This is a genomic window from Vibrio sp. 10N.261.51.A4 (assembly GCF_041471945.1).
GTDB classification, from domain to species: domain Bacteria; phylum Pseudomonadota; class Gammaproteobacteria; order Enterobacterales; family Vibrionaceae; genus Vibrio; species Vibrio crassostreae_C.
The window spans coordinates 13,017-35,849 of sequence record NZ_JBFRPJ010000081.1; the positions used below are offsets into that span (position 1 = coordinate 13,017).

General features: G+C 45.0%; 21 protein-coding genes. 5 read left to right on the forward strand and 16 right to left on the reverse strand.

The annotated features are described in order from the left end of the window. Nucleotides 1-49: 49 nt before the first annotated feature. The gene (gene sixA / locus AB4384_RS17705) at nucleotides 50-514 is read right to left on the reverse strand and encodes a phosphohistidine phosphatase SixA (RefSeq protein ID WP_017064097.1); all 465 of its coding nucleotides are present in this window, start codon (nucleotides 512-514) and stop codon (nucleotides 50-52) included. A 305-nt stretch (nucleotides 515-819) separates the two neighbouring features. Here sixA and AB4384_RS17710 point away from each other — a divergent pair, with 305 nt between their 5' ends. Further along, on the forward strand, nucleotides 820-3,597 hold the full coding sequence (locus AB4384_RS17710) for an insulinase family protein (RefSeq protein WP_372129884.1): 2,778 nt from the start codon (nucleotides 820-822) through the stop codon (nucleotides 3,595-3,597). A 303-nt stretch (nucleotides 3,598-3,900) separates the two neighbouring features. Here the strand turns inward: AB4384_RS17710 and fadJ are convergent, their stop codons facing one another. After that, a complete protein-coding gene (fadJ, locus tag AB4384_RS17715) occupies nucleotides 3,901-6,117 on the reverse strand; it encodes a fatty acid oxidation complex subunit alpha FadJ (protein ID WP_102332825.1) in 2,217 nt (738 codons plus the stop codon). Then, nucleotides 6,117-7,424 (reverse strand): acetyl-CoA C-acyltransferase FadI, encoded by a 1,308-nt coding sequence (fadI, locus tag AB4384_RS17720; protein WP_048607862.1) that lies wholly within the window; start codon nucleotides 7,422-7,424, stop codon nucleotides 6,117-6,119. Before fadI ends, fadJ begins: the two co-directional genes overlap by 1 nt. Nucleotides 7,425-7,950: 526 nt before the next feature. Between fadI and AB4384_RS17725 the strand changes: the two genes are divergently transcribed. From AB4384_RS17725 to AB4384_RS17740, 4 genes are all read left to right on the forward strand, one after another. After that, nucleotides 7,951-8,526, forward strand: a complete 576-nt coding sequence (locus tag AB4384_RS17725) for a sigma-70 family RNA polymerase sigma factor (RefSeq protein ID WP_372129885.1) — start codon at nucleotides 7,951-7,953, stop codon at nucleotides 8,524-8,526. Continuing rightward, nucleotides 8,519-9,247 (forward strand): DUF3379 domain-containing protein, encoded by a 729-nt coding sequence (locus AB4384_RS17730; RefSeq protein ID WP_372129886.1) that lies wholly within the window; start codon nucleotides 8,519-8,521, stop codon nucleotides 9,245-9,247. The genes AB4384_RS17725 and AB4384_RS17730 overlap by 8 nt, the downstream gene beginning before the upstream one ends. 297 nt (nucleotides 9,248-9,544) lie before the next feature. Beyond that, nucleotides 9,545-10,813, forward strand: a complete 1,269-nt coding sequence (locus tag AB4384_RS17735) for an outer membrane protein transport protein (protein WP_102332826.1) — start codon at nucleotides 9,545-9,547, stop codon at nucleotides 10,811-10,813. A 296-nt stretch (nucleotides 10,814-11,109) separates the two neighbouring features. Then, nucleotides 11,110-12,414 (forward strand): outer membrane protein transport protein, encoded by a 1,305-nt coding sequence (locus AB4384_RS17740; RefSeq protein WP_017068971.1) that lies wholly within the window; start codon nucleotides 11,110-11,112, stop codon nucleotides 12,412-12,414. Nucleotides 12,415-12,503: 89 nt separating this feature from the next. On the opposite strand, the gene AB4384_RS17745 is transcribed toward AB4384_RS17740, so the two are convergent. The 13 genes from AB4384_RS17745 to AB4384_RS17805 all read right to left on the reverse strand — a co-directional run. After that, a complete protein-coding gene (locus AB4384_RS17745; protein ID WP_137001523.1) occupies nucleotides 12,504-13,289 on the reverse strand; it encodes a VacJ family lipoprotein in 786 nt (261 codons plus the stop codon). Nucleotides 13,290-13,413: 124 nt separating this feature from the next. Further along, nucleotides 13,414-14,634, reverse strand: a complete 1,221-nt coding sequence (gene ccmI / locus AB4384_RS17750) for a c-type cytochrome biogenesis protein CcmI (protein ID WP_372129887.1) — start codon at nucleotides 14,632-14,634, stop codon at nucleotides 13,414-13,416. Next, nucleotides 14,634-15,125, reverse strand: a complete 492-nt coding sequence (locus AB4384_RS17755) for a cytochrome c-type biogenesis protein (protein ID WP_065583667.1) — start codon at nucleotides 15,123-15,125, stop codon at nucleotides 14,634-14,636. Before AB4384_RS17755 ends, ccmI begins: the two co-directional genes overlap by 1 nt. Continuing rightward, nucleotides 15,122-15,673 (reverse strand): DsbE family thiol:disulfide interchange protein, encoded by a 552-nt coding sequence (locus AB4384_RS17760; protein WP_017060653.1) that lies wholly within the window; start codon nucleotides 15,671-15,673, stop codon nucleotides 15,122-15,124. Before AB4384_RS17760 ends, AB4384_RS17755 begins: the two co-directional genes overlap by 4 nt. A gap of 5 nt (nucleotides 15,674-15,678) precedes the next feature. Further along, nucleotides 15,679-17,649: a heme lyase CcmF/NrfE family subunit gene (locus tag AB4384_RS17765; protein ID WP_372082568.1), complete on the reverse strand. Its 1,971-nt coding sequence runs from the start codon at nucleotides 17,647-17,649 to the stop codon at nucleotides 15,679-15,681. Then, entirely contained in the window at nucleotides 17,646-18,128 is a 483-nt protein-coding gene (gene ccmE, locus AB4384_RS17770; protein WP_017060655.1) for a cytochrome c maturation protein CcmE, read from the reverse strand. The genes AB4384_RS17765 and ccmE overlap by 4 nt, the downstream gene beginning before the upstream one ends. Next, entirely contained in the window at nucleotides 18,125-18,331 is a 207-nt protein-coding gene (gene ccmD / locus AB4384_RS17775; RefSeq protein ID WP_008218322.1) for a heme exporter protein CcmD, read from the reverse strand. Before ccmD ends, ccmE begins: the two co-directional genes overlap by 4 nt. A 14-nt stretch (nucleotides 18,332-18,345) precedes the next feature. Then, on the reverse strand, nucleotides 18,346-19,086 hold the full coding sequence (locus tag AB4384_RS17780) for a heme ABC transporter permease (protein WP_004739880.1): 741 nt from the start codon (nucleotides 19,084-19,086) through the stop codon (nucleotides 18,346-18,348). Nucleotides 19,087-19,234: 148 nt separating this feature from the next. Beyond that, on the reverse strand, nucleotides 19,235-19,903 hold the full coding sequence (gene ccmB, locus AB4384_RS17785) for a heme exporter protein CcmB (RefSeq protein ID WP_017060658.1): 669 nt from the start codon (nucleotides 19,901-19,903) through the stop codon (nucleotides 19,235-19,237). A 1-nt stretch (nucleotide 19,904) separates the two neighbouring features. After that, nucleotides 19,905-20,522: a cytochrome c biogenesis heme-transporting ATPase CcmA gene (gene ccmA / locus AB4384_RS17790; RefSeq protein WP_012603450.1), complete on the reverse strand. Its 618-nt coding sequence runs from the start codon at nucleotides 20,520-20,522 to the stop codon at nucleotides 19,905-19,907. A 278-nt stretch (nucleotides 20,523-20,800) separates the two neighbouring features. Continuing rightward, on the reverse strand, nucleotides 20,801-21,313 hold the full coding sequence (locus AB4384_RS17795; protein WP_372129888.1) for a DUF2802 domain-containing protein: 513 nt from the start codon (nucleotides 21,311-21,313) through the stop codon (nucleotides 20,801-20,803). Next, a complete protein-coding gene (locus tag AB4384_RS17800) occupies nucleotides 21,313-21,807 on the reverse strand; it encodes a chemotaxis protein CheW (RefSeq protein WP_004736225.1) in 495 nt (164 codons plus the stop codon). The genes AB4384_RS17795 and AB4384_RS17800 overlap by 1 nt, the downstream gene beginning before the upstream one ends. A gap of 74 nt (nucleotides 21,808-21,881) precedes the next feature. Continuing rightward, nucleotides 21,882-22,833: chemotaxis protein CheW (locus tag AB4384_RS17805; protein ID WP_102321168.1), on the reverse strand; the 952-nt coding region annotated here is incomplete at its 5' end.

Below are 22,833 nucleotides of genomic sequence, written 5' to 3' on the forward strand. Positions count from 1 at the left end.
GCCCTTTCTAATTGTCTGCAACTTTGTCATCAAACAGAGCTCAACGAGCTTATGGATTGATGTTCCAAAGCAACTCACCTTTTTGTGTCTCAAGGTTGAAGTCGATACACGCTAGGCCCGAAGTGGGAAACATAGGCGGCGCCATGCCTGTTGCAAACTCTGCAGTTAGGTAGCCCACTAGAGGTAAATGAGAAACAAATAAAATGGTCTCTAGTTTTTCTACTTCAGCCATTGCTAAGGTCAAATCAAACACATCGTCGGACATTCCATAAGGCGTAATATCATCACAGGTTTCTACTTTCTTTCCAGAAAACGCCTGAGAGATCTCTAACCACGTTTCTTGTGCCCTTAAATATGGGCTCACCAGCACTTTATCGAATTGACTAATCCCCTGCTCATTTGCAGCTTGTGCCACGGCAAGAGAAGCCATTTTCCCGCGCTTGGTCAACGCTCTTTCTGCATCCGAGTTGGCAAAATGTTCTGCTTCACCGTGGCGCATAATGAATATTTTCATGTTCAATCCTGTCTTCGTAACATGTCGAAAGTCGATATATCCCATATATCAGCGAAACGCTACTTAGGTTTGGCTCTCAATCCAGAGAAACCGCAGTCAATATAAATAATTATATCAAGTCACTTGCCAAAGAGTTCGACTTTCTTAACAATCTTGTTAAAAGAAAATAAATTACTGATAAAAATCGATAAAAGTGATTTAGAAATCGCCAAAAAGCACTTCATATCCCAAAATATGATCACAAGGTTTGCACGCCGAATCATCGGGTACATAATTTAAAAACCACCTTCTCTGGAGATGCTCCTGTGCACTTAAGCCCAAATGATGAACATCAATACCGCTACATAACCTTAAATAACGGGTTACGTGTACTGTTAGTTCAGGATCAAAATGCTCAAAAAGCAGCAGCCGCATTAGCCGTCAATGTGGGGCATTTTGATGACCCTACAGACCGAGAGGGTTTAGCTCACTACTTAGAGCATATGCTATTTTTGGGAACTGAAAAGTATCCAAAGGTCGGAGAGTTCCAAAGTTTTATCAGCCAGCATGGCGGTAGCAACAACGCTTGGACAGGAACAGAGCACACCTGCTTCTTTTTTGATGTTGAATTGAATGCCTTTGAAACCGCACTAGATCGCTTCAGCCAATTTTTTACCGCTCCCCTTTTCAACGAAGAAGCGTTAGACAAAGAACGCCAAGCCGTTGACTCCGAATACAAGATGAAACTCAACGACGACTCACGACGCTTGTACCAAGTTACCAAAGAACTGGTGAATCACAATCACCCATTCTCGAAGTTTTCTGTCGGTAATATCGATACGTTGGGTGACAGAAACGGCGAGACGATTCGACAAGAGATCTTGGCTTTCCACCAGCAACAATACTCTGCTGACTTGATGACACTGACACTGTCTGGCAATCAGTCGTTAGATGAGATGCAAAGCTGGGTTGAGGATCGCTTTAGCTCAATCACCAATCACAACCTACAAGGCAAAAAGGTTGAAGTTCCGATTGTCGGCGAGTTAAGTACGGGTGTACAAGTCCGCGTTGAGCCGATTAAAGAAGTGCGCAAACTGATCTTAACCTTCCCGATGCCAAGCATGGACGAACACTACGGCGTTAAGCCTTTGTCGTTCTTTGCCCACCTTTTAGGTTACGAAGGTGAAGGCAGTTTGATGATGCAACTCAAAGAGAAAGGCTGGATAACATCTCTCTCTGCAGGTGGTGGCGCGAGTGGCAGTAACTACCGTGATTTCACAGTCAGTTGCTCATTGACCATAGAAGGTTTAACCAAAACCGATAACATCATCCAAGCGATATTTCAGTACATCAAGTTAGTCGAACAACAAGGCATAGAAGAGTGGCGCTACCTAGAAAAACGCGCCGTTTTAGAGTCTGCTTTCCGCTTTCAAGAGCCAGCAAGACCGCTTGATGTCGTCAGCCACCTCGTCATCAACATGCAGCACTACCAAGAGCAAGATGTGGTGTATGGCGATTACAAAATGTCGCATTTCGATGACGAATTACAGCGTTCTTTGCTGCCTTACTTAACCGTAGACAACATGCGAGCGACCATTGTTGCTCAGGGATTCGAGTATGACAGGGAAGCGAAGTGGTACTTTACTCCCTACTCGGTCACACCTTTTAGCGCTGAACAAGTTCAATGCTTTACGTGCATTAACCCCGGTTGGCAGTTTGAACTCCCAAGCAAAAACCCGTTTATTTGCTACGATCTAGACCCGACTGAACTGGAAGGTGACGCTAAGTTCCCACAACTGTTAGAAGAGCTCGACGGCTTTAAGCTGTGGCACCTGCAAGACCATCAATTTCGAGTTCCTAAAGGTGTGGTGTATGTCGCTATCGATAGCCCGCACTCAGTTGCTAGCCCAAGAAATATCGTTAAAACACGCTTGTGCGTAGAGATGTTCTTAGACTCACTCGAAAAAGATACGTATCAGGCTGAAATCGCCGGAATGGGCTACAACATGTACACCCATCAGGGCGGTGTAACGCTCACTCTGTCCGGGTTTAGCGAGAAACAGCCACAACTGCTCAATATGATTCTTGAACGTTTCCAAGCACGCGACTTTAGTCCAACACGCTTCGAAACCATCAAGCATCAATTGCTCAGAAACTGGAACAACGCGTCGCAAGATCGCCCTATTTCGCAGTTGTTTAATGCAATGACTGGGATACTTCAACCAAATAACCCGCCTTATTCCGTGTTAATTGAAGCCCTAGAAACGATAGAGGTCGATGAGCTCTCCTCTTTTGTTCAAGCAATCTTGGCGGAACTTCATGTTGAGATGTTTGTGTATGGCGACTGGAAAAAAGCCGATGCACACAAGATGGCTGAAACGCTAAAAGATGCACTGCGTGTTCAAGATCAGGCTTACGAAGAATCACTACGTCCGCTCATCATGCTCGGTGAAAACGGCAGCTTCCAACGTGAAGTGGTGTGTAACCAAGATGATTCAGCAATTGTGGTTTATTACCAATGCCCTGATATTTCACCTAAAAATATCGCGCTGTATTCATTGGCAAACCATTTGATGTCGGCCACTTTCTTCCATGAGATACGAACCAAGCAGCAGCTAGGTTACATGGTCGGTACCGGCAATATGCCACTAAACCGACACCCAGGTATTGTGTTGTACGTGCAATCACCAAATGCAGCCCCTGCTGACTTGTTAGCCTCAATAGATGAGTTCCTCAATGCCTTTTATATGGTGTTGTTTGAGCTTAATGACTACCAATGGCACAGCAGTAAACGCGGTCTCTGGAATCAGATTTCGACACCAGATACGACTTTGCGAGGACGAGCTCAGCGCTTATGGGTTGCGATAGGCAATAAGGATGTTGAGTTCAACCAGAGAGAGCGCGTATTAGAAGACCTTAAGGGGTTAACTCGCTCTGACATGATGCGTTTTGTGGTTAGCCAGCTAAAACCACGCACGGCAAATCGCCTGATTATGCATGCTCACGGTAATGCTCATAATGAGGAAGAGAAGCTGTCAGCAGGTGTTGAAATTGGCTCTATTGATGAGTTTCAGTTACGCCCGAAAGATACTGAGCTAGGCTGATAAAGCTGGAATGAAAATCATAAGGTTGATGTGAAAGCATCAACCTTTTTTATTGGATGCAGCCCAAAAGCAGATCTCCTATTACGCTCCTTCGTCGCTTTAGGAGATGACGGTAGTTTTGATTGACGTGTGTTTGACCACCTTTCTAATCAACGCAATAACTTACTTTTTATCTCTCAATCATCATTCCCGAGAAGGAGGAACGACTGAGTCGGGAATCTCATTCCTTTCACACTCGTTCATAAAACAGAAAAGCCCGCATCAATTGCTTGATACGGGCTTCTTAATCAATGAGTTAGAGAGTTACTTGTAGAAAGACTCACCCAATCCAGCACGTGTCAGTAGGCCATCACATGGCGCGAAACGGTCACCGTACTTCTTAGCGAAATCGTTCATCATCTCAACCAGTGACTTAATGCCGATTTGATCCATATAACGGAACGGACCACCTAGGAATGGCGGGAAACCGATACCGAAAATCGCACCGATATCACCATCACGAGGGCTGCGGATAATGCCGTCGTCTAGACAACGAACCGCTTCGTTTAGCATAGGTAACACACAGCGCATCGCGATATCGTTATCGCTCAACTTAGGATCTGGTTGCAGCTTAAGCAGCTTGTAAACTGACTTATCCACTTCCTTCTTCTTGCCTTTGTAAGTGTAGAAACCTTTACCACTCTTGCGGCCTTTACGATTGTCATTCAAAAGAATATCGAACACATCAGGACCTTGGAAACGATCGCCAAGCTCATTCACTAAAATCGGAATGATCTTCGCACCGATATCAACACCCACCTCATCTAATAAAGTGATAGGACCAACCGGGAAACCGAAGTCCAATAACGTGCTGTCGAGCTTTTCAATCGGCTCGTTCGCTAGCAGTAAATGCGCTGCTTCGTTCATGTACGGAGCAAGAATACGGTTCACATAAAAACCAGCCGTGTCTTTCACAACAATCGGCGTTTTACCTTGCTTCTTCGCTAATGCAACAACCGTAGAAATCGTCTCTTCTGACGTAGTTTCATGAGGGATAACTTCTACTAGCGGCATTTTTTCGGCTGGGCTGAAGTAGTGAAGACCGACCACGTTTTCTGGTCGCTGCGCCTTCTCCGCAATCTTATGGATCGGCAATGAAGACGTATTCGTCGCGAAAATAGTCTCTGGCTTGGCATTGGCTTCGATGTCCGCAACCATTGACTGCTTAAGGTCGAGGTCTTCAAATACCGCTTCAATCACCACATCGGTGTGATTAAAGCTCGTAAAGTCGATACCACCAGACAGTTGAAGCATCTTACTTTCAAGGCCCGCTCGGCTCAGAATGCGACGCTTACGCTGCTTATCGAACAACTTGAAGTTGTAGTTAAGCGCGTTCAGTACACCTTCATTTGATACGTCTTTAATGCGTACAGGCACTTTCGCCTTAGCAACACTGACATGGCTGATGCCTGCGCCCATAAGACCACCGCCCAGCACACCAACACGCTTAACCGCTTTTGGTTCTGCGTCTGCGCCGTGTTCTTTTTTCATTTCCGTAGTAGCAAAGAAAATCGAACGAAGGGCTTTAGATTCTGAAGTCATTACCAGTTCAGAGAAACGCTTCGCTTCATACTGAAGACCTTTGTCAAAGCCGTTCTCAAGGCCATAACGAATCACGTCTAGAATCGCATCCGCTGCTGGGTAATTTCCGCGTGTTTTCTGATTAGTCTTCTTAGAAGCTTGTTCAAAAATCACTTTACGACCAAGGCCGTTACGTGAAATCAGCTTTTCTTTGGTCGACGCTTGGCTTTTCGACGCAAGACGCTTCCCTTTTTTACTGCCCGTATTCTTTTCAACAAAGCTTTTAGCGACTTCAAGCAGGATAGTTTCAGGCACACAAGCATCCACAACACCGAGCGATTTCGCTTTCTTAGCGCGCAGTTGCTTGCCCGTTAGGATTAGGTCAAGAGATGGCAGCAAACCGATAAGGCGAGGCAGACGCTGTGTACCGCCAGAGCCTGGTAACAGACCTAACTGTACTTCTGGCAGACCAACGCGAGTCTTATCTGAATCGGTACATACACGGTAATCACACGCCAGTGCAAGCTCTAAACCACCACCTAAACATGGGCCGTGAATCGCTGCGACTACTGGGTACGGTAGTTCAGAAAGCGTTTGGAACATCTCCTGCCCTTGGCGAGCCAGAGACTGTGCTTCGTCAGCCGTTTTACACGCATCAAGCATTCTTACATCAGCACCAGCGATAAAGTTATCTGGCTTAAGAGAATGAACGATTAGGCCCTTAACTCGGCTTTGCTTTTCTTTGAGTTGCTCGAAGATGGCCTTCATTTCTTCAGCAAAAGCCGCTTGCAGCGTGTTCATTTTCTCGTTTGGTACATCAATCGCTAACCAAGCAATATCTTGCTCATCGATATTGAGAGTAAATGCTGTCGCTTTCTTTTTGGTTGATTCAGTCGCAGAGGTTGAATCTGGTTGAGCGACTGTTTCTTTTTCTGTTGTTGCATCAAGAGTCGTAGACATTATTCTACCTCCAAGATCATTGCTGCACCTAAACCACCAGCCGCACACGCTGTGTTCAGTGCCAAGCCGCCACCGCGACGTTTCAGTTCACGTAATGTTTGAGTCATCATGCGTGCGCCAGTCGCTGCAAACGGATGTCCGTAAGCAATCGAGCTACCCAGCACGTTGAACTTCTCCATATCAATCTCACCGATCGCTTTATCGCGGCCAAGATTCTTCTGTGCAAACTCATCGCTTGCGAACATTTTCACGTTAGCCAAAACTTGGGCAGCGAATGCTTCGTGCATTTCGATCAGTGTTAGGTCTGACAACTCTAAACCGGTGTTCTTTAATACTTGTGAGGTCGCGTAAGTCGGGCCCATCAGCATATCTGTTTCAACACCAATCGCTGAGAACGCATAACCACGAATATAACCAAGCACTTCTAAGCCTAGTTCTTTCGCTTTACCTTCGCGCATCAACATCACTGCTGCACCGCCATCGGTAAGAGGCGTAGCATTGGCTGCCGTTACACTGCCGTATTTTCTATCAAAAGCAGGACGTAGCTTGGCGTAACCTTCAACCGTTGAGTCGTGGCGAATGTTGTTGTCTTCCGCTAGATACTTTTTGTAAGGCGCCGGGAATGCCGTCATCACTTCGTCTTTAATCTTGCCTTCTTTCCATGCTTGAGAAGCCAAAGAGTGAGAACGGTGAGCAAGTGCGTCTTGAGCTTCGCGAGTAATACCATGCGTCTTAGCCATTTGCTCAGCCGTTTGTCCCATGGATAAACCAGTCGAGTACTCTGCAACTGCAGGTGGTACTGGCATCAAATCTTTTACGGAAAGCGTTTTAAGAATCTTCAGCTTTTGACCCATAGTTTTCGTTTTACTCAGCGCTAATAGATTTGCCGCTAACTTTTTCGAAACACCGATAGGCAATACAGAAGAAGAGTCCGCACCGCCCGCAATACCGACATCAATCGTGCCAGCCATAATGCTTTCGGTCACGTTAACTGCCGCTTGGAAGCTGGTTGCACATGCTCGTGTCACACTGTAGGCATCGGTATTGATGTCCATGCCGGTGCCCAACACGATTTCACGCGCAATGTTCGGCGCTTCTGGCATTTGCACGACTTGGCCGAACACAACTTGTTCGATAAGCGCAGGATCAACATCCGTTCTTGCAAGCATTTCGCTCACAACCATTTTGCCTAGGTCAACCGCAGGCACTTGGCTAAATTCTGTGCTCTGACGAGCAAATGGGGTTCGTAATCCAGCGACAACGGCAACACGTTCTCCAGAACGCGTTTTGACTTCCTGTTTGCCCATGGTTTCTCCTTAAAGTTAAGAGGTCTGACCTGAAGCATTGTAAAGAAGTTGTTAATTAAATCAAACGAGCGTTTAAATAAACGTGATACGAGTATCTCACTGTTTGAAAATATAACTGCACATTCAGGCGAACCTTTTTGGGGGAAAGGTTGTCGTAAGAGACTAAACTATTGTAAGCAAAGACTGTTATCGCTGTGTAGGGAATGGTTTTCTTGAGGCAAAAAAAAACCACACAAAGCTGTGTGGTCGGAATGTATATAAAGCAATTAACTTAGCGCCAATTGAAATAATCAGTTTCCTGATTAGGAGAAAGTAAAGTCAGCCTTCAAAAGGAAGTGTCGTCTTGCTCAACATGCTAGCCACGAATGACTAACTAGACGACAAGGTGTACTATAACGGGTTCGAGGCCTTAAATTTTGAAGTAGATCAATTTTAATGTGATTTTACGATTTCCTGCCGATCGTTAGCTCTAAAAATATAAAAAACGAAGCACAACGTATAGAGGACAGCTATACGCAGAGCAATTATGGAGGCTCGTGTGTCAATAATAAAAATATTTGGAAAGAAAACAGCCAAGCGTCCGGTCAACTCTGATATGGACAAACAAAGAAAATACGAAGCACTCGTGCGTGCCTATCATCGTGACCTCTTTCGCTACGCCTATTGGTTATGCAAAGACAAAAGCATTGCCGAAGACTTAGTTCAAGAAACTTGCCTTCGTGCATGGAAGTCACTCGATAGCCTTCAAGATGAAAAAGCCGCTAAATCTTGGCTGATTACCATCTTGAGACGCGAGAACGCTCGACGTTTTGAACGCAAACAGTTTGATCTGGTTGATATCGACGATCACGGTAACGATGCTAGTGTCAGTGATGACCCGCACCATCAGCATCAGTGGTTGCAAGCCCAGATCATGAAACTTGAAATTGATTACCGTGAACCTCTCTTCTTGCAAGTGATTGGTGGTTTTAGTGGTGATGAGATTGCCGATATTCTCGATCTCAACAAAAACACGGTGATGACACGTTTATTCAGAGCTCGAAATCAGTTGAAAGAGCTGTTGGATACAGAAGAGGCAGAGAGGGGGCAACATAATGGATGATTTGGAATTTCGTCGTCGTGTATTGTCGGAACCTAAACAACGTACACAAGATATTGTTGATGCGACCGCGAATAGCGAAGCCAATAGTAACTTCTTAGACGATGTACTAGCGCTTGATAAACAGATCCACTCTGCAATGAATGTGGATGTGCCAGACGATCTTGCTGATCGTATTCTGTTCAATCAGACCTCAAGCGAAGAGAGCAAAATAGTAAGGCCTACGTTTGCGAGACGAGCAATGGCAATGGCTGCCTCGGTGGCGTTTGTTGCTGGTTTATTAGTTGGCCAAGTGAATTGGGGAAATGCATTCGTTTCACCTGCGCAAGCGAGTTTAGTTGATACGGCGATGAAGCATGTTGTTGATGAGAAGAGCTTTGTTAGTAACATCGATGAACAGGTCACATCGCAGCAGATCAATGCAAAAATGAATCCATTTGCTTTTCAGTTTGATGACGCTTTCCCTTACCACGTTTATTACCTAAACCACTGTGGCTTTGGTAAATCCAACGCGGTACATATGGTCTTCCAAGGCGCAAAAGGCAAGGTCACTCTGTTTTTAACTGGAATTCCGACTGACAAGTCTATCGACTTTGATGAAAAAGGCATGTCCGGCTCGGTAACACCCGTCGATGGCAGCAGCTTAATCCTGGTTGGTGAAAATGGTGAGGATGTTTCCAAAATCGCTGAAAAGCTGACAAAAATGATCAAACCAATGAGCTAATTCACTCTTAAAGCCCCGTCACAAAAGGCCCAGCAATTATATTACTGATATCGCTGGGCTTTATTTATAAATAAATCAGAAAACCATTCACACCATCAATACCTCTAGAGTTAAAACTCTAAAAATCAGCATTTCGCACCATTTTCGTGCCAGATAGGCGTCATTTCCATAATTTTCCACTCAAAATTCCCAATGGTCGGATTTGTATATCGTATACTTGCGAATAGGATCAGCCACCATTGAGCAATTGCTCAAATTAATCGCCCTGTAGAGGCGGATATATAAAGGAATAAATGAATGACTACCAACAACACGCGTCTGTTTAAAAAGTCTCTTTTAGCAGTAACAATTACACTGGCGTCTTCGCAAGCGATGGCAGCAGGTTTCCAACTTAACGCACAATCAGCAACCGGCATCGGCCGTGCTTTCGCTGGTGATGCAGTAATCGCAGATAACGCGTCAGTAATGGCACGTAACCCTGCAGCAATGGCACTGTTTGACAAAACTGAACTATCTCTTGGTTTTGAAAGCATCACTTCTATGATTGAAGTTAAAGACGCTAGCTACAATCCAGGTGGAGTTTCTTCTCCTTTGTCTTCAAATGCAAACTACGATGATGCTGGTGATACTTCTATCGCTCCAAACATCCACCTTATTGTTCCTGTTAATGACAAGTTTGCATGGGGTATCAACGCTTACTCTAACTTCGGCACTAAAACTGAGTTCTCTTCAGATTACGCTGGTAACGAGTATGGCGGTCTAACAGATGTACAAAGTGTTAACTTTGGCCTTGCTGGTTCATACCGTCTGAACGAACAATGGAGCTTTGGTGCTGGCCTTGACCTAATTTACGGAAAAGGCGAGCTTCAGCGACCAAACCCTCTGGGCATGCAAGGCGATGCTTTAAATGTCGATGCAGATGGTTGGGCTCTAGGCTTTAACTTAGGTACCGTATTTGAGCTAGATAAGAACAACCGTTTCGGTCTAGCTTATCATTACTCTCCGAAGCTAGAAGCTGAAGGCGATATCTCTTACTTAGGTACTGAGTACAAAGACGACACGTTGTACATGCCTTTACCAGATCTTCTTGAGTTCTCTGGTTACCACCGCATTGAAGATACAAAATTTGCAGTACACTACTCTGTTCAATGGATCGGCTGGAGCTCTTTTGACAAGCTAGAAGCTAAAGATGCTGGCGTATTGAATGACTACGAATGGCAAAACGGTATGCACTATGCCATCGGTGGTACATACTACCTAAACCAAACTTGGACATTACGTGCGGGTTACATGTACGACACAAGCGCACAGGATGAGCTAACTTCAATTTCAGTTCCAGACTCAGATCGTCAATGGTTCTCTGCAGGCTTCACATATCACCTAGACGAAAAGTCGAACATCGACTTTGGTTTCACTTACCTAATGGGTGATGATGTTGACGTAGAAGAGAAGACTGAAAACCCATTCTTTGGTGCACCAGGTCAACCACAATACCTTTCATCAATTACTGGTACGACACATGCTGATGCAATCCTACTGGGTCTGCAGTACAGCCGTAGCTTCTAATATAAGCTAATAAGTAATCTCCAAAGGGTCGCATAATGCGACCCTTTTTTATTACCTAAACCATTGACCTACATCAATTTAAGCTTACAACTGTAGCCTGCAAGGTCAATATATGACTACAAGTGTACGCTCAAACTTCGCAACACAGCAGAAACATTTAGATTATTTCTCTAATAATTAAACACATTTACTCATTAAATCCCTAAAACACTGTTTTATTCGAATTTCATTTTTAAAGTAATGACTCTAAACGTAGAATCACGCCACTAAATACTTATGATTCAGCGAACATAATAATGAAAATGAATAAGACTCTTCTATCTGCTGCAGTGGCAGTTGGACTACTTTCGACTTCTACCGTCACTCACGCGGCAGGTTTTCAACTAGCAGAATACTCAGCAACAGGCCTTGGCCGCGCATACGCTGGTGAAGCTGCAATGGCTGACGGCGCAGACGCACAATGGCGTAACCCTGCCATGCTGACTTACCTAGAAGGTACTCAGGTTTCTGTTGGTGCTATCTATGTTGACCCTAACATCGATATCGACGGTACTTCTACGTCCATGATGGGACAATCTACTTCGTCAAATTCTAGCGATTTTGCGCACAGTGCAGTAATCCCAAACTTTTATGTTTCTCATAAGTACAACGACAAGTTCGCATTAGGCTTTGCTGCTGGCACTAACTACGGTATGGAAACAGACCTAGGTAAAGACTTTGGTGGCGCAAACCACGGTAACGAAGCAAGTGTTACTACGATGGAGCTAAACCTAAACGCGGCTTACCAAGTACTTGAAAGCGTATCTATTGGTGGTGGTATTCGTTACATCATGGCTGAAGGTAGCTTTGGAGCGGTATCTACAGTTAACTCTCTAGTTCCTATGCCTCAAGGTACAGCTTTAAAATACATGGAAGGTGATGACACAGCGTGGGGCTGGCAAGTTGGTACCGCTTGGCAGATCAATGAAAACAACCGCCTTGGTTTTACCTACAAGTCAGAAGTAGACCTAACGCTTGAGGGCCACGCAAATGGTGTCGCTTTTGATGCTGTTGCTGGCGCTTTAGGTACTCCTGTGAAGTCAAAATATAACGGCTCAATGCAACTTGCATTGCCAGCAACCGCCGAGCTTGCAAGCTTCCATCAACTATCAGATAAAGTCGCTGTACATGCGAGCGTTAACTGGACTAATTGGAGTAGCTTTGAAGAACTAGTAGCTGACATCCCTGAATTCGGTCCTGCTCGAACTCAAGATATCAAGCAAGAGAACTGGGAAGACAACTACCGCTTTGCGATCGGTACAACTTACCAAATGACACCTAAGTTAGCTCTGCGCTCTGGTATTGCGTACGACACTTCAGCGGTAAGCGATGAACACCGTACTGCGACGATTCCGGAAACAGACCGCACTTGGTTGAGTATTGGTGCTGGCTACCAATGGTCTGAGCAACTAACACTAGACGCTGGTTTCACTTACATCCTAGCGAAAGACGCAAAAATGGTTGAAGATGACGCAAGTTCTGCGCCATTTGGTGGTGACTTCGAAGGTGAAGTGACTGGTAGCATCTGGTTAGTGGGCATCCAAGCGAACTACCGCTTCTAATCTACCGCCCTAAAAGTAGAAAATATTAAAAAGGCTCGATGTTGCATCAACATCGAGCCTGTCTTTTATCGGTTTTCTAAATCGTGTTTCTAGTAATCTTCTAGATAACCATCGATGAAATCTTCTTCTTCAAGGTCGACCTCTTCAGGTTCAATCTCGGCTTTGAAATCACGACGTTGAATGTAAACATCACGCGTTAATGCATATGGATCAGGAGAGCTATCCAACAGCGCTTCTTGTGATACTAACTGAGCACGTGTTTCCATGCCTTCAAATGCCCACTTGCCTAAGCTAGCCCAGAAATTCAAGAACGACAGAGGCACATACATACCATCGACGGTTTCAGTCACTTCTCGAGTTGTTAGTGGACCATAACCCGGTACCATGAAGTACGGACCATTCCCTACCCCGTAATGACCAATCGCATCAGAGAACGACTTATCATCGTACTTGGTGATCCCAGCTTCGCTAGCAATATCGATTAAGCCTAACAAACCAATCGTTGAGTTAATCCAAAAACGATTGAAATGGTCGAGTGCTTTTTCACCATTGCCCATAATAAGGTTATTCACCATGCTTGATGGTTCGTCTAAGTTGGCTAGGAAATTGGAGATACCAGAACGCACTGGCACAGGGGTGTAGTCAACATAAGCGAGGGAAACAGGGCGAACTAAGTAAGGATCTAGATATTCGTAGTTGATATCCCACATCGCTCGGTTGAAACCTTCAAAAGGATCATTGGGGTGGGACTCTTCGACGTATTCAGAGGTTTCGAGGTTATCATCGTCAACACTTTCGTCCGGCGCGCTTGAACACCCAACCGTTAAGCTTGCGATAAAAAGTAAACTCGAGAGTCTTAAAACACTGACAGACATATCACCTTTTCCATAAGGAATTCAAATAATAAAAAAGGCCAGCAATCGCTGGCCTCAATTGTTTGGCTAAGTCTATACCGTTTATCTGCAAATCGGAATAGCTAACACCTATGCAAAGTGATGATTAATATTGCTTATTGATATCAATGGTAACTGGAGCACCCAGTTCAACCACTTCACTTTCACCGTACCAATCGCCTTCGCGAGTTGAAACGTTGCCGTCTGTATCAAGCCTAGCTCTAACCATCAGAGTTTCAAGGCTAGACAGCTCTTGTCCTTCCAGCATGCTGTTGCCGTCATCTAGAACAACAGTACGAGGGAAAGTCCCTAGTGGGTAACGAGCGGCTGCGATAGGCATTGGAGAACCATCTGCTCTGTGTACTGAAACAATTAACACTGAGTTAGGGTCAGCATTCACGTCTGCAGATAGATCGAGCGTTACAGCAACAGTCTTACCTTGGTCGACACCCATATTGTCGCCCATTTTCTTCTGAGCACTTTCAATACTGCGCGAAAGCATTTCATAGCGACTGTCTTGTGGACCAATCATCTGCTGCATGATGCTCCAGTACTTCACCGCACCTGGGTAGTCTTGACGCTCAAACGCATCAAACGCAAGCAGTGAGAACACACGAAGGTCAACGTAATCGTTTTGAATCAAACGGCTCAAAATCAAACGAGCTTGGTTTTGATCAGCTTCATCAGGAGAAAGCATCAGTGCTTGTGCGAAACCTAACTGAACATCTTCATTCTTAGGTTCAAGCTTGTAAGCTCGCTCCATAGAATCTTTTGCTGTTTCAGCATCACGGTTAGCCAGTGCAATACGACCGAGTAGTAACCAACCTGTTGAATCTTTTGGTTGGTAATGCAGACGAGTACGAAGCGCCAGAGTCAAATCTTCCAGTTCATCATCCGTTAGTGCACCACCTTCCGATGACATTAGCTTTTTAGACAACTCAGGAAGGTTCGAGCTCACTTCTTGCCAGTGTTGAACTTTGTCCAATGCACCGAACTTAAAGTACATACCATAAGTCACAGCCACGACAAGAATGATCGACGGTACAACCACACCAAGCGTAGAGATTTGAGTTTTCTTCATCTCTTCTTGTGCAGGAACATCATCAAGCAGAGACTGTTTCAAATCAGCGATCAGTTCTTGTTGGTTATCAACAAGACCTTCCTCTGCTTCTACTTCTAACTCGACAAGACGGTCTTTATAGAACGCTTTATTCAACTCGTCGCGAAGCATCTCGTCATTGTTTGCCTTCTTGTTAATGAAAGGCAGAACAATTAATAAAATTGCCGCTAGCGAAAGGATAATGGTAGAAATCCAAAATAGAGTCATTACTTCTTATCTCCGTCGTTCTCTTCATCGAGTAACGCTTTTAAGCGAGCTTCTTTGTCTGCATCCCAGTCTTTATCTGACTCTACTGCTGCTTTTGATTTTGACTTTCTGCTTCGTAAAATAATCAAACCAAATCCAAACACAACAACCGCAAACGGACCAATCCAAAGGATCGATGTAGCTAAGGTCAGTGGCGGGTTGTACGTTACAAAATTACCGTAACGAGCAATCATGTAATCAATAATTTCTTGCTCAGACTTGCCGTCTTTTGTCATCTCGTACACTTTTTGGCGTAAGTCGACCGCTAGCTCAGCATTCGAATCACCAATCGTGTTGTTCTGACATTTAGGGCAACGTAGCGTATTACTCAACTCTTTAAACTGCTGTTCTTGATCCACGGTATCAAATTCATGGAACTCGATAGGCGCAGCAGAAACAGTCGCTGAAATTGCGAACGTAGCGAATAGAGTAATCAGTGCCTTTCTAATCATTTCGATTCCTCCAACAACTCTTGATACATCGGCTCAAGCGTCGATGCCCAGTTGGTTGGGTTCACGTCACCAACATGGCGGTAGCGAACTACGCCGTTAGCATCGATTAGGAAAGTTTCAGGCGCGCCATACACGCCAAGGTCAAGGCCTAGCATGCCATTACCATCAAACAGGCTAATTAGGTACGGGTTACCCAACTCTTTTAGCCAACCAACCGCTTTGTTGCGATCATCTTTGTAGTTAAGACCAATGATCTTAACGCCTTGATCCGCAAGCTTGTTCAGGTAAGAGTGCTCTGCATAACAAGTAGGACACCAAGTCGCCCACACGTTAAGAAGCAGTGGCTCGCCTTTAAAGATCGCTTGATCATGAAACTTACCTGGTTGTTCTAAGTCTTCTAGACCAAACTCAGGAACAGGCTTACCAATCAATACGGATTCTAGCTTAGTTGGGTCATCGCCCGACTGGTTGCGCATTAATTGCGTTGCAAAGATTCCAGCTAGAACCATGAACGCAATCAATGGAATGAATAAAATCTTCTTGTTCATTCGAATTAAGCCTCCTGCTCTTCAGCCGACTTTTTCATTGGCTTACGGAAACGGTAACGACGGTCACTGATAGCAATAGCGCCACCAATCGACATAATCAAAGAACCTGCCCAGATCCAACGTACAAATGGTTTGTAGTAGATACGTACAGCCCAAGATTTGTTGTCGTCTAAACGTTCACCCATTGCAATGTAAAGGTCGCGCGTTACGCCACGGTCAATCGCTGCTTCTGTCATCATAGACTTAGCTGTGGTGTAGAAACGTTTTTCAGCGTGAAGCGTGTTGATGTATTTGCCTTCTTTAGTAATTTCAAAGTCAGCAATGTAACCATCGTAGTTAGGACCATCTTTGTCACGAACCCCTGTAAACAGGAAGCTGTATTCTTCAAGCTGGTAGCTTTCACCTGGCGCCAGACGTACATCACGTTCGATGCTGTAGTTTTGCACCATCGCGATACCAATCACTGTCACGGCTAAACCTATGTGACCACACATCATTGCCCAGTGGCTACGAGGTAGCTTAGTTAGACCTTTCAAGAATGTATGACGGTGAGTCGCACGCTCATGCAGCTCAAAGCCGTGCATGAAGATGATCCAGAACGCCATTACCCAACCAGCAAACGCAGTACCACTGAAGCGGTCAGCCAGTAGAGCAACCATTAGCGCACTCAAGCCAAGTGAGAGTGCACCTGAAATCAGCATTGGTTTAACAAGCTTAGACAGGTTGTCACGTTTCCATCGGATCAGAGGACCGATACCAAGCAGGAACGAGAACGGGATCATTAACCAGAAGAACAACATATCAAAGAATGGTGCACCGATAGATACCGAGCCCAAGCCTAACTGTTTGTGAACTAATGGCAGTAGCGTACCTACTAACACAACGACAAGCGCTGCAATCAGTAAGATGTTGTTACCAAGCAGTGCGTTTTCACGAGAAACCAGATCGAAGTTACCGCGAACACGAACCGACGCGCCTTTAATAGCAAACAACAGCAGTGAACCACCGATAACAAAGACTAGGAAACCTAGAATAAACATACCACGAGCAGGATCCGACGCGAATGCGTGAACCGATACCAAGATGCCCGAACGAACTAAGAATGTCCCTAGTAAGCTTAGCGAGAATGCGGAGATAGCCAGCAGTACTGTCCAAGCTTTAAATGTGCCACGCTTCTCAGTTACCGCTAGTGAGTGCATTAGAGCAGTACCAGCCAACCAAGGCATGAATGAAGCGTTTTCTACTGGATCCCAGAACCACCAGCCACCCCAGCCAAGTTCGTAGTAAGCCCACCATGAACCTAGTGCGATACCTACCGTTAGGAATAACCAAGCTGCGATTGTCCAAGGACGCGACCAACGAGCCCATGCCGTATCTAAACGACCACTCATTAGAGAAGCGATGGCGAAAGAGAACGCTACCGAGAAACCTACATAACCCATGTAAAGCATTGGCGGGTGAATAATCAAACCCGGGTCTTGCAGTAGTGGGTTCAAGTCGCGGCCATCTACAGGGAAGAAAGGCAATGTACGTAGGAACGGGTTAGACGTTACGATAATGAACAGCAAGAAGCCGACAGTAATCAAACCCATGATAGCCAGTACGCGAGCCACAGACTCTTGAGGCATACCACGGCTAAACGTCGCTACTGCAACTGTCCAACCCGCTTGGATAAGAACCCAAAGCAGTAATGAACCTTCGTGAGCGCCCCAAACCGCCGTAATTCGGTAGTACCAAGGCAGTTGGCTATTCGAGTTACTTGCTACGTATTGAATCGTAAAATCATTGGTGTAGAACGCGTAACACAAGATAAAGAACGAAATCGCTAAGAATCCGAACATACCCCACGACAACGGTCGTGCGCTGTTCATCAATAATGTGTTATTTCGAGCGGCTCCATACAATGGGAGCACGCTTAGCAGCAATGCAAGTCCCAAGGACAGGATCATCGCAAAATGGCCGATCTCGGCTATCATTGAGCATTTCCTTCTTTTTGTTCAGTCGTGTATTGCAAAGGCTCATGGGTTTTCTTCATTGCTTCCGCAACTTCAGAAGGCATGTACTCTTCATCGTGCTTTGCCAACACCTCAAACGCTTCGATTGTCGTTGCATTTTTAAGCACACCCTGAGCAACAATACCTTGGCCTTCACGGAAAAGATCAGGAAGGATGCCATCGTATAGAATCGTTACTTTAGGGCCTACATCTGCCAAATCAAAGCTTACTCGTAGTGATTCGTTGTCACGGCTTACAGAGCCTACGACAACCATGCCACCAATACGTAGGCGTTGGCCAACCTCTGGTTTTTTACCATCTTTACCATTAACAAGTTCAGTTGGTGTGTAGAACAGATCCATGTTCTGGTTAAGTGCGTAAACCATTAATCCAACAGTTGCACTGATACCAAAAAAGATCGCTAAGACAATGCCCAGCCTCTTTTTGCGTCTTGGGTTCATAGAGTGTTCTCCATATTTTTTGCTGCATCGATACGAGCTTGGCGATCAACCTTAGCTTGTACTTCAGTTAGTAATTGCTTACCACGACGAACGCTTACCACCAGTAAGATAATCATCGAGAGAAATGTGATTCCAAATGCACTCCATACGTATGATGCATAACCGCCCATGGCAAAGAAATCACTCAAAGATTCAAAATACATAAATACCTACCCTACTACGCTTTATCAGCCGCAAGCTTGCGAACCCATGGACGATGGCTTTCTTTACTGATGATTTCGTTACGGAAACGAATCATGGTTAAAGCGCCAAAGAAGAAAGCGAAGCCGAAGATGTTAAGAAGAAGCGGCCATAGCATGTCACTTGAGATCGAAGGTTTTGCGAACTTAGTAATGGTCGCGCCTTGATGAAGTGTATTCCACCACTCTACAGAGAAGTGAATGATAGGGAGGTTAATCACGCCTACGATAGCCAAGATACCCGCCGCTTTCGCTGCTGTTTTTTGGTCGTCAAAAGCGTGGTGTAGTGCGATCACACCCAAGTATAGGAATAGAAGAATCAGCTCTGAGGTTAAACGCGCATCCCAAACCCACCAAGCACCCCACATTGGTTTACCCCAAACTGCGCCAGTTAGTAACGCAATGAAGGTAAACACAGCGCCAATCGGTGCCATCGCCAGTGCGGCCATGTCTGATAGCCTTACCTGCCATACCAAACCGATAAAGGCAGCAATCGCCATCGACATGTAAACGCCCATCGACCAGATTGCAGACGGAACATGGATGTAGATGATACGGAAGCTATCGCCTTGTTGGTAATCAGAAGGCGCAAATGCAAGCCCCCACACGGTACCGACGGATAGACACAATAGCGCTAGGATCGAAAACCATGGCAAAAGTTTACCAGCAAGCTGATAAGAGGTTTCTGCTTTGGCATAGGGATGGAGCCATTTCCACATGTTGTAATCTCACTCTTACTTCATATTGCTTACAGCTATTAAAGCTATAATTATAATAATTTTATTTGTCTTGCTTTCAGTTTTATTGACTCTATGAGTCCAATCGACACATTTGGTTCACATTGGCTATACGATAACGGAACCCCAATCAGTTCACACTTACTCTAAGTGCGGCACTGATCGCAAAAGGCGTCATAGTCATCGCACCCATTAACATTGCCCCAAGCACCGCCAATTGACCGTTGTATGCAACGCCCAAAGCCGCAGCGTCAATTGCTGACGTCGCGAAGATTAAAATGGGGATGTAAAGCGGCAAGATTAACAGGCTTAACAGGACTCCGCCCTTCTGTAACCCAACGGTTAACGCAACACCAATCGCACCAATAAAACTCAATGCGGGTGTTCCTACCAGCAAGGTCAACACAACTGAGAGCCATGTATCAAAATCTAAAGACAACAAAACAGCCAATAATGGGCTGATTAAAATCAATGGTAACCCGGTCAACAACCAGTGTGCTATGACTTTGGACAATACTACCAACTGCAACGGGATTGGCATCAGCATCATCTGTTCAAGGGCGCCATCTTGAAAATCATCACGGAAAAGACGCTCTAAAGAGAGCAATGCAGAGAGCAAAGCGGCCACCCAAACAATACCCGCAGCAATACGCGCAAGTAGGTTTGGCTCTGGGCCAATACTCAAAGGGAAAAGCGTGATAACAATGATGAAGAACCACAAAGGGTTAAAGATATCCGCTTGACGTCGAAACGCGATAAGCAGTTCGCGTCGGATAATCGTGGTCATTGAAGAGATCATATTACTCACCCAACTTTATTTTTCTTAGTTTCGGGCTATCAGCAAACATGTCTTGGTGTGTGGTTAATAACACAATGCCACCGTTGTCTGCATGCTGAGAAAAAAGAGACTCAAGAACTTTAACGCCCTGCTTATCAATGGCAGTCAGCGGTTCATCTAGAATCCACAACATTTGCTTACTTAACCACAGACGAGCCAATGCTACACGGCGCTGTTGACCCGCCGAAAGTTGACCTGCAGGCACGTCTTCTCGTCCAGCAAGGCCGACTTGAGCCAATGCATTGTAAAGTTCTTCTTTACTCGTTCCACTGCTGTGAATCGATTGATAGAAGCTCAGGTTTTCATAGGCACTAAGCTCGCGTTTTACGCCAGTTTGGTGACCAAGAAAAAGCAAATTTTGGTGATACACATCTCGACTCGTTTCAATGGACTCACCATCCCAAGAGATAGTGCCTTCATCACGATCACCTAAGCCGGTGATAATCCTAAGGAGTGTCGTTTTCCCAGTACCGTTACGACCTTCAACTTGAACCAGCTCACCGGGTTTCAATTGAAAAGACAACGATTCAAATAGAACCCTGTCGTCACGAATAGCAGTTAAATTTGAGACTTCAAGCATAGGTAAATTTAGTCGAGTAATGAAAGGGCTATAGTAGCACACCAATATGGTGACAAAACAGGACTAGGCGTTTTCGATAGAACAAACTCCGTAAGAAACTGTTACCACCGCATCACAATTTACACATTTTCATCAACAAACAAGATATTGCCTTAGATACAAGCACTTATAAACATCGTTCTATATAGAGCTGTCAGGCACAAAAAAAGAAGCCGAAGCTTCTTTTAAGAGGAGTGCACGATAAACATCAATTACTCAATACGCAGCGAGCGCTCAATTTAACGACGTCGAGTTGGGTCTCTGCGCTTATGAGATGCATCTGGCTGTTCATCGTACGATGAAGGGTTACTTCTTAGCGAAGGAATTTTTTCCTTACCCGCGAGCTTATTCTGCAGAGACATCATCAGCTCAGCTTCAGCTTTAGGTAATTCACACTCTTCGATCAGTTCGTTTATCCCTGCACCAAGCTGAACCATCTTCGTTGCACGCGTGTACAAGCGCCCATCGGTATCAACATGTTCCAGCTCTACAATGCGTTCATTCAAGTGCTTTATTAGATCTTGCTGTTCCGTCACTTTCTGACCAAGGCCAACCACGACAGAGCGAACCTCAAGCAATTGCTTGCTCGATTTTTGAAGCTCTTTGTCCAAGTTACGAACTTGCAGGCGTGACTGATCGAGCTGTTTTTTAATCGCACGTTTTACTTTGCTAATCAAAATCACGATGAATAACGTAAAAACCCCGACTCCGGTAATCAGAGCAACAGGGCTTAAAGGAAGCGCTTCAAACATTACAGGTGAGCCATCTCATCCCATTCGTCTTCGCTTAGTAGTTTGTTTAGATCTACTAAGATAAGCAGCTTGCCATCACGGTTACTTACACCTTGGATGAACTTAGCACTTTCATCAGTACCAACACTTGGAGTAGTGTCGATTTCAGAAGAACGTAGGTAAACCACTTCAGCAACGCTGTCTACTAGAATGCCAATGACTTGACGCTCAGATTCAATAACGATGATACGAGTGTTGTCTGTGATTTCACCTTGCATCAAACCAAAGCGAGAACGAGTGTCGATAACAGTAACAACGTTACCACGCAGGTTAATAATACCTAGAACGTAATCTGGAGCACCCGGTACTGGAGCAATTTCACTGTAGCGAAGTACTTCACGTACCTGCATGACATTAATGCCGTAAGTTTCTTCTTCTAGCTGGAATGTCACCCATTGAAGTACTTCATCATTGGTTGGGTCTTTTCTTACTTCAATTTCACTCATATGAGACATATTTAATCCTCTTGCCGTCGTTACCGACCACTATTATTAACTTGATGCGTTTATTGTTAGCCTAATGCTTATTACTAGCTTAATGCTTTTACATCTAGCCCTGCGTTTAGCATGGCGATCAATGCTTCAACATGAATCAAAGCACACATTTTTTCTTTTACCATACCAGCGAGCCATGGGCGTTTACCTGCCATTTCTCGCCAACGAACTTTATCTGTATTAAGAAGCTCGGTACCTTTAAGTTCAGTACCCGCAAGCCCCCATAAGCTTTCGCCCAGCATCACTATATATTGATAGTTTTCTTTGTATTCATCATTCGTTAGTTTCTCAGGCATCACCCACTTTGCGGTGTCGACCACATCTAACTGACTATCTCGATTTGTTTGCAAACCTAAATACCAAGCAGGCTTACCAATCAAATGGCTTAGCTCTTCAAGGCGATGAATACCACCAAGCTCATCAAGAGGAACAGCAAATGTTACCCCGTTGACGTCAAAATACAGTACCTGAAAATCTTCTGTTCGAGCCGTAGTTTCCCAAGAGGTAAACCGCTCAATACCGCCAGATTGAGTTTCAAGCTCAACCTCGGGCTCACTGATAGATTCAATTTCTGACTCTTCAGTGTGAGTTCCGTCTTGCTGAGCTTCAACGTGCGACTCTTCAGCTATTGGAGACTCTTCAGCTATTGGTGACTCAGCTTGCTGCTCAATTGGTCGTTCAACAGGTCGATCAACAACCATTGATGAATCTGACTCTGGGAGGTTCCAATCTTGAATCTCAGGCTCTACAGAAAGCTGAACGGATTCCACCGCAGCATCAAATATTTGCATGTCTGCTTGCTGAGCAATTTTCTGCGTGTTCTGATCCATTAATTCATCAAGGTTCAGTTCATCAACCACGTTCGTCGCTTCTAAGCGGCTCAGTAATTTTTGAACATCTTCCAGATTGGGCACTTCAAATTCAGCTTCTCGCAACTCGGCATAGGTCGAGTAACTCGAATATTTGGGCTCTGGCTCTGGCTCTGGC

What these genes read in the sequence shown, in the direction of transcription:
- sixA (WP_017064097.1), bottom strand. Translation starts at nt 514, where the DNA reads ATGAAAATATTCATTATGCGCCACGGTGAAGCAGAACATTTTGCCAAC.
- fadJ (WP_102332825.1), bottom strand. Translation starts at nt 6,117, where the DNA reads ATGTCTACGACTCTTGATGCAACAACAGAAAAAGAAACAGTCGCTCAA.
- fadI (WP_048607862.1), bottom strand. Translation starts at nt 7,424, where the DNA reads ATGGGCAAACAGGAAGTCAAAACGCGTTCTGGAGAACGTGTTGCCGTT.
- AB4384_RS17725 (WP_372129885.1), top strand. Translation starts at nt 7,951, where the DNA reads ATGGAGGCTCGTGTGTCAATAATAAAAATATTTGGAAAGAAAACAGCC.
- AB4384_RS17730 (WP_372129886.1), top strand. Translation starts at nt 8,519, where the DNA reads ATGGATGATTTGGAATTTCGTCGTCGTGTATTGTCGGAACCTAAACAA.
- AB4384_RS17735 (WP_102332826.1), top strand. Translation starts at nt 9,545, where the DNA reads ATGACTACCAACAACACGCGTCTGTTTAAAAAGTCTCTTTTAGCAGTA.
- AB4384_RS17740 (WP_017068971.1), top strand. Translation starts at nt 11,110, where the DNA reads ATGAAAATGAATAAGACTCTTCTATCTGCTGCAGTGGCAGTTGGACTA.
- AB4384_RS17745 (WP_137001523.1), bottom strand. Translation starts at nt 13,289, where the DNA reads ATGTCTGTCAGTGTTTTAAGACTCTCGAGTTTACTTTTTATCGCAAGC.
- ccmI (WP_372129887.1), bottom strand. Translation starts at nt 14,634, where the DNA reads ATGACTCTATTTTGGATTTCTACCATTATCCTTTCGCTAGCGGCAATT.
- AB4384_RS17755 (WP_065583667.1), bottom strand. Translation starts at nt 15,125, where the DNA reads ATGATTAGAAAGGCACTGATTACTCTATTCGCTACGTTCGCAATTTCA.
- AB4384_RS17760 (WP_017060653.1), bottom strand. Translation starts at nt 15,673, where the DNA reads ATGAACAAGAAGATTTTATTCATTCCATTGATTGCGTTCATGGTTCTA.
- AB4384_RS17765 (WP_372082568.1), bottom strand. Translation starts at nt 17,649, where the DNA reads ATGATAGCCGAGATCGGCCATTTTGCGATGATCCTGTCCTTGGGACTT.
- ccmE (WP_017060655.1), bottom strand. Translation starts at nt 18,128, where the DNA reads ATGAACCCAAGACGCAAAAAGAGGCTGGGCATTGTCTTAGCGATCTTT.
- ccmD (WP_008218322.1), bottom strand. Translation starts at nt 18,331, where the DNA reads ATGTATTTTGAATCTTTGAGTGATTTCTTTGCCATGGGCGGTTATGCA.
- AB4384_RS17780 (WP_004739880.1), bottom strand. Translation starts at nt 19,086, where the DNA reads ATGTGGAAATGGCTCCATCCCTATGCCAAAGCAGAAACCTCTTATCAG.
- ccmB (WP_017060658.1), bottom strand. Translation starts at nt 19,903, where the DNA reads ATGATCTCTTCAATGACCACGATTATCCGACGCGAACTGCTTATCGCG.
- ccmA (WP_012603450.1), bottom strand. Translation starts at nt 20,522, where the DNA reads ATGCTTGAAGTCTCAAATTTAACTGCTATTCGTGACGACAGGGTTCTA.
- AB4384_RS17795 (WP_372129888.1), bottom strand. Translation starts at nt 21,313, where the DNA reads ATGTTTGAAGCGCTTCCTTTAAGCCCTGTTGCTCTGATTACCGGAGTC.
- AB4384_RS17800 (WP_004736225.1), bottom strand. Translation starts at nt 21,807, where the DNA reads ATGTCTCATATGAGTGAAATTGAAGTAAGAAAAGACCCAACCAATGAT.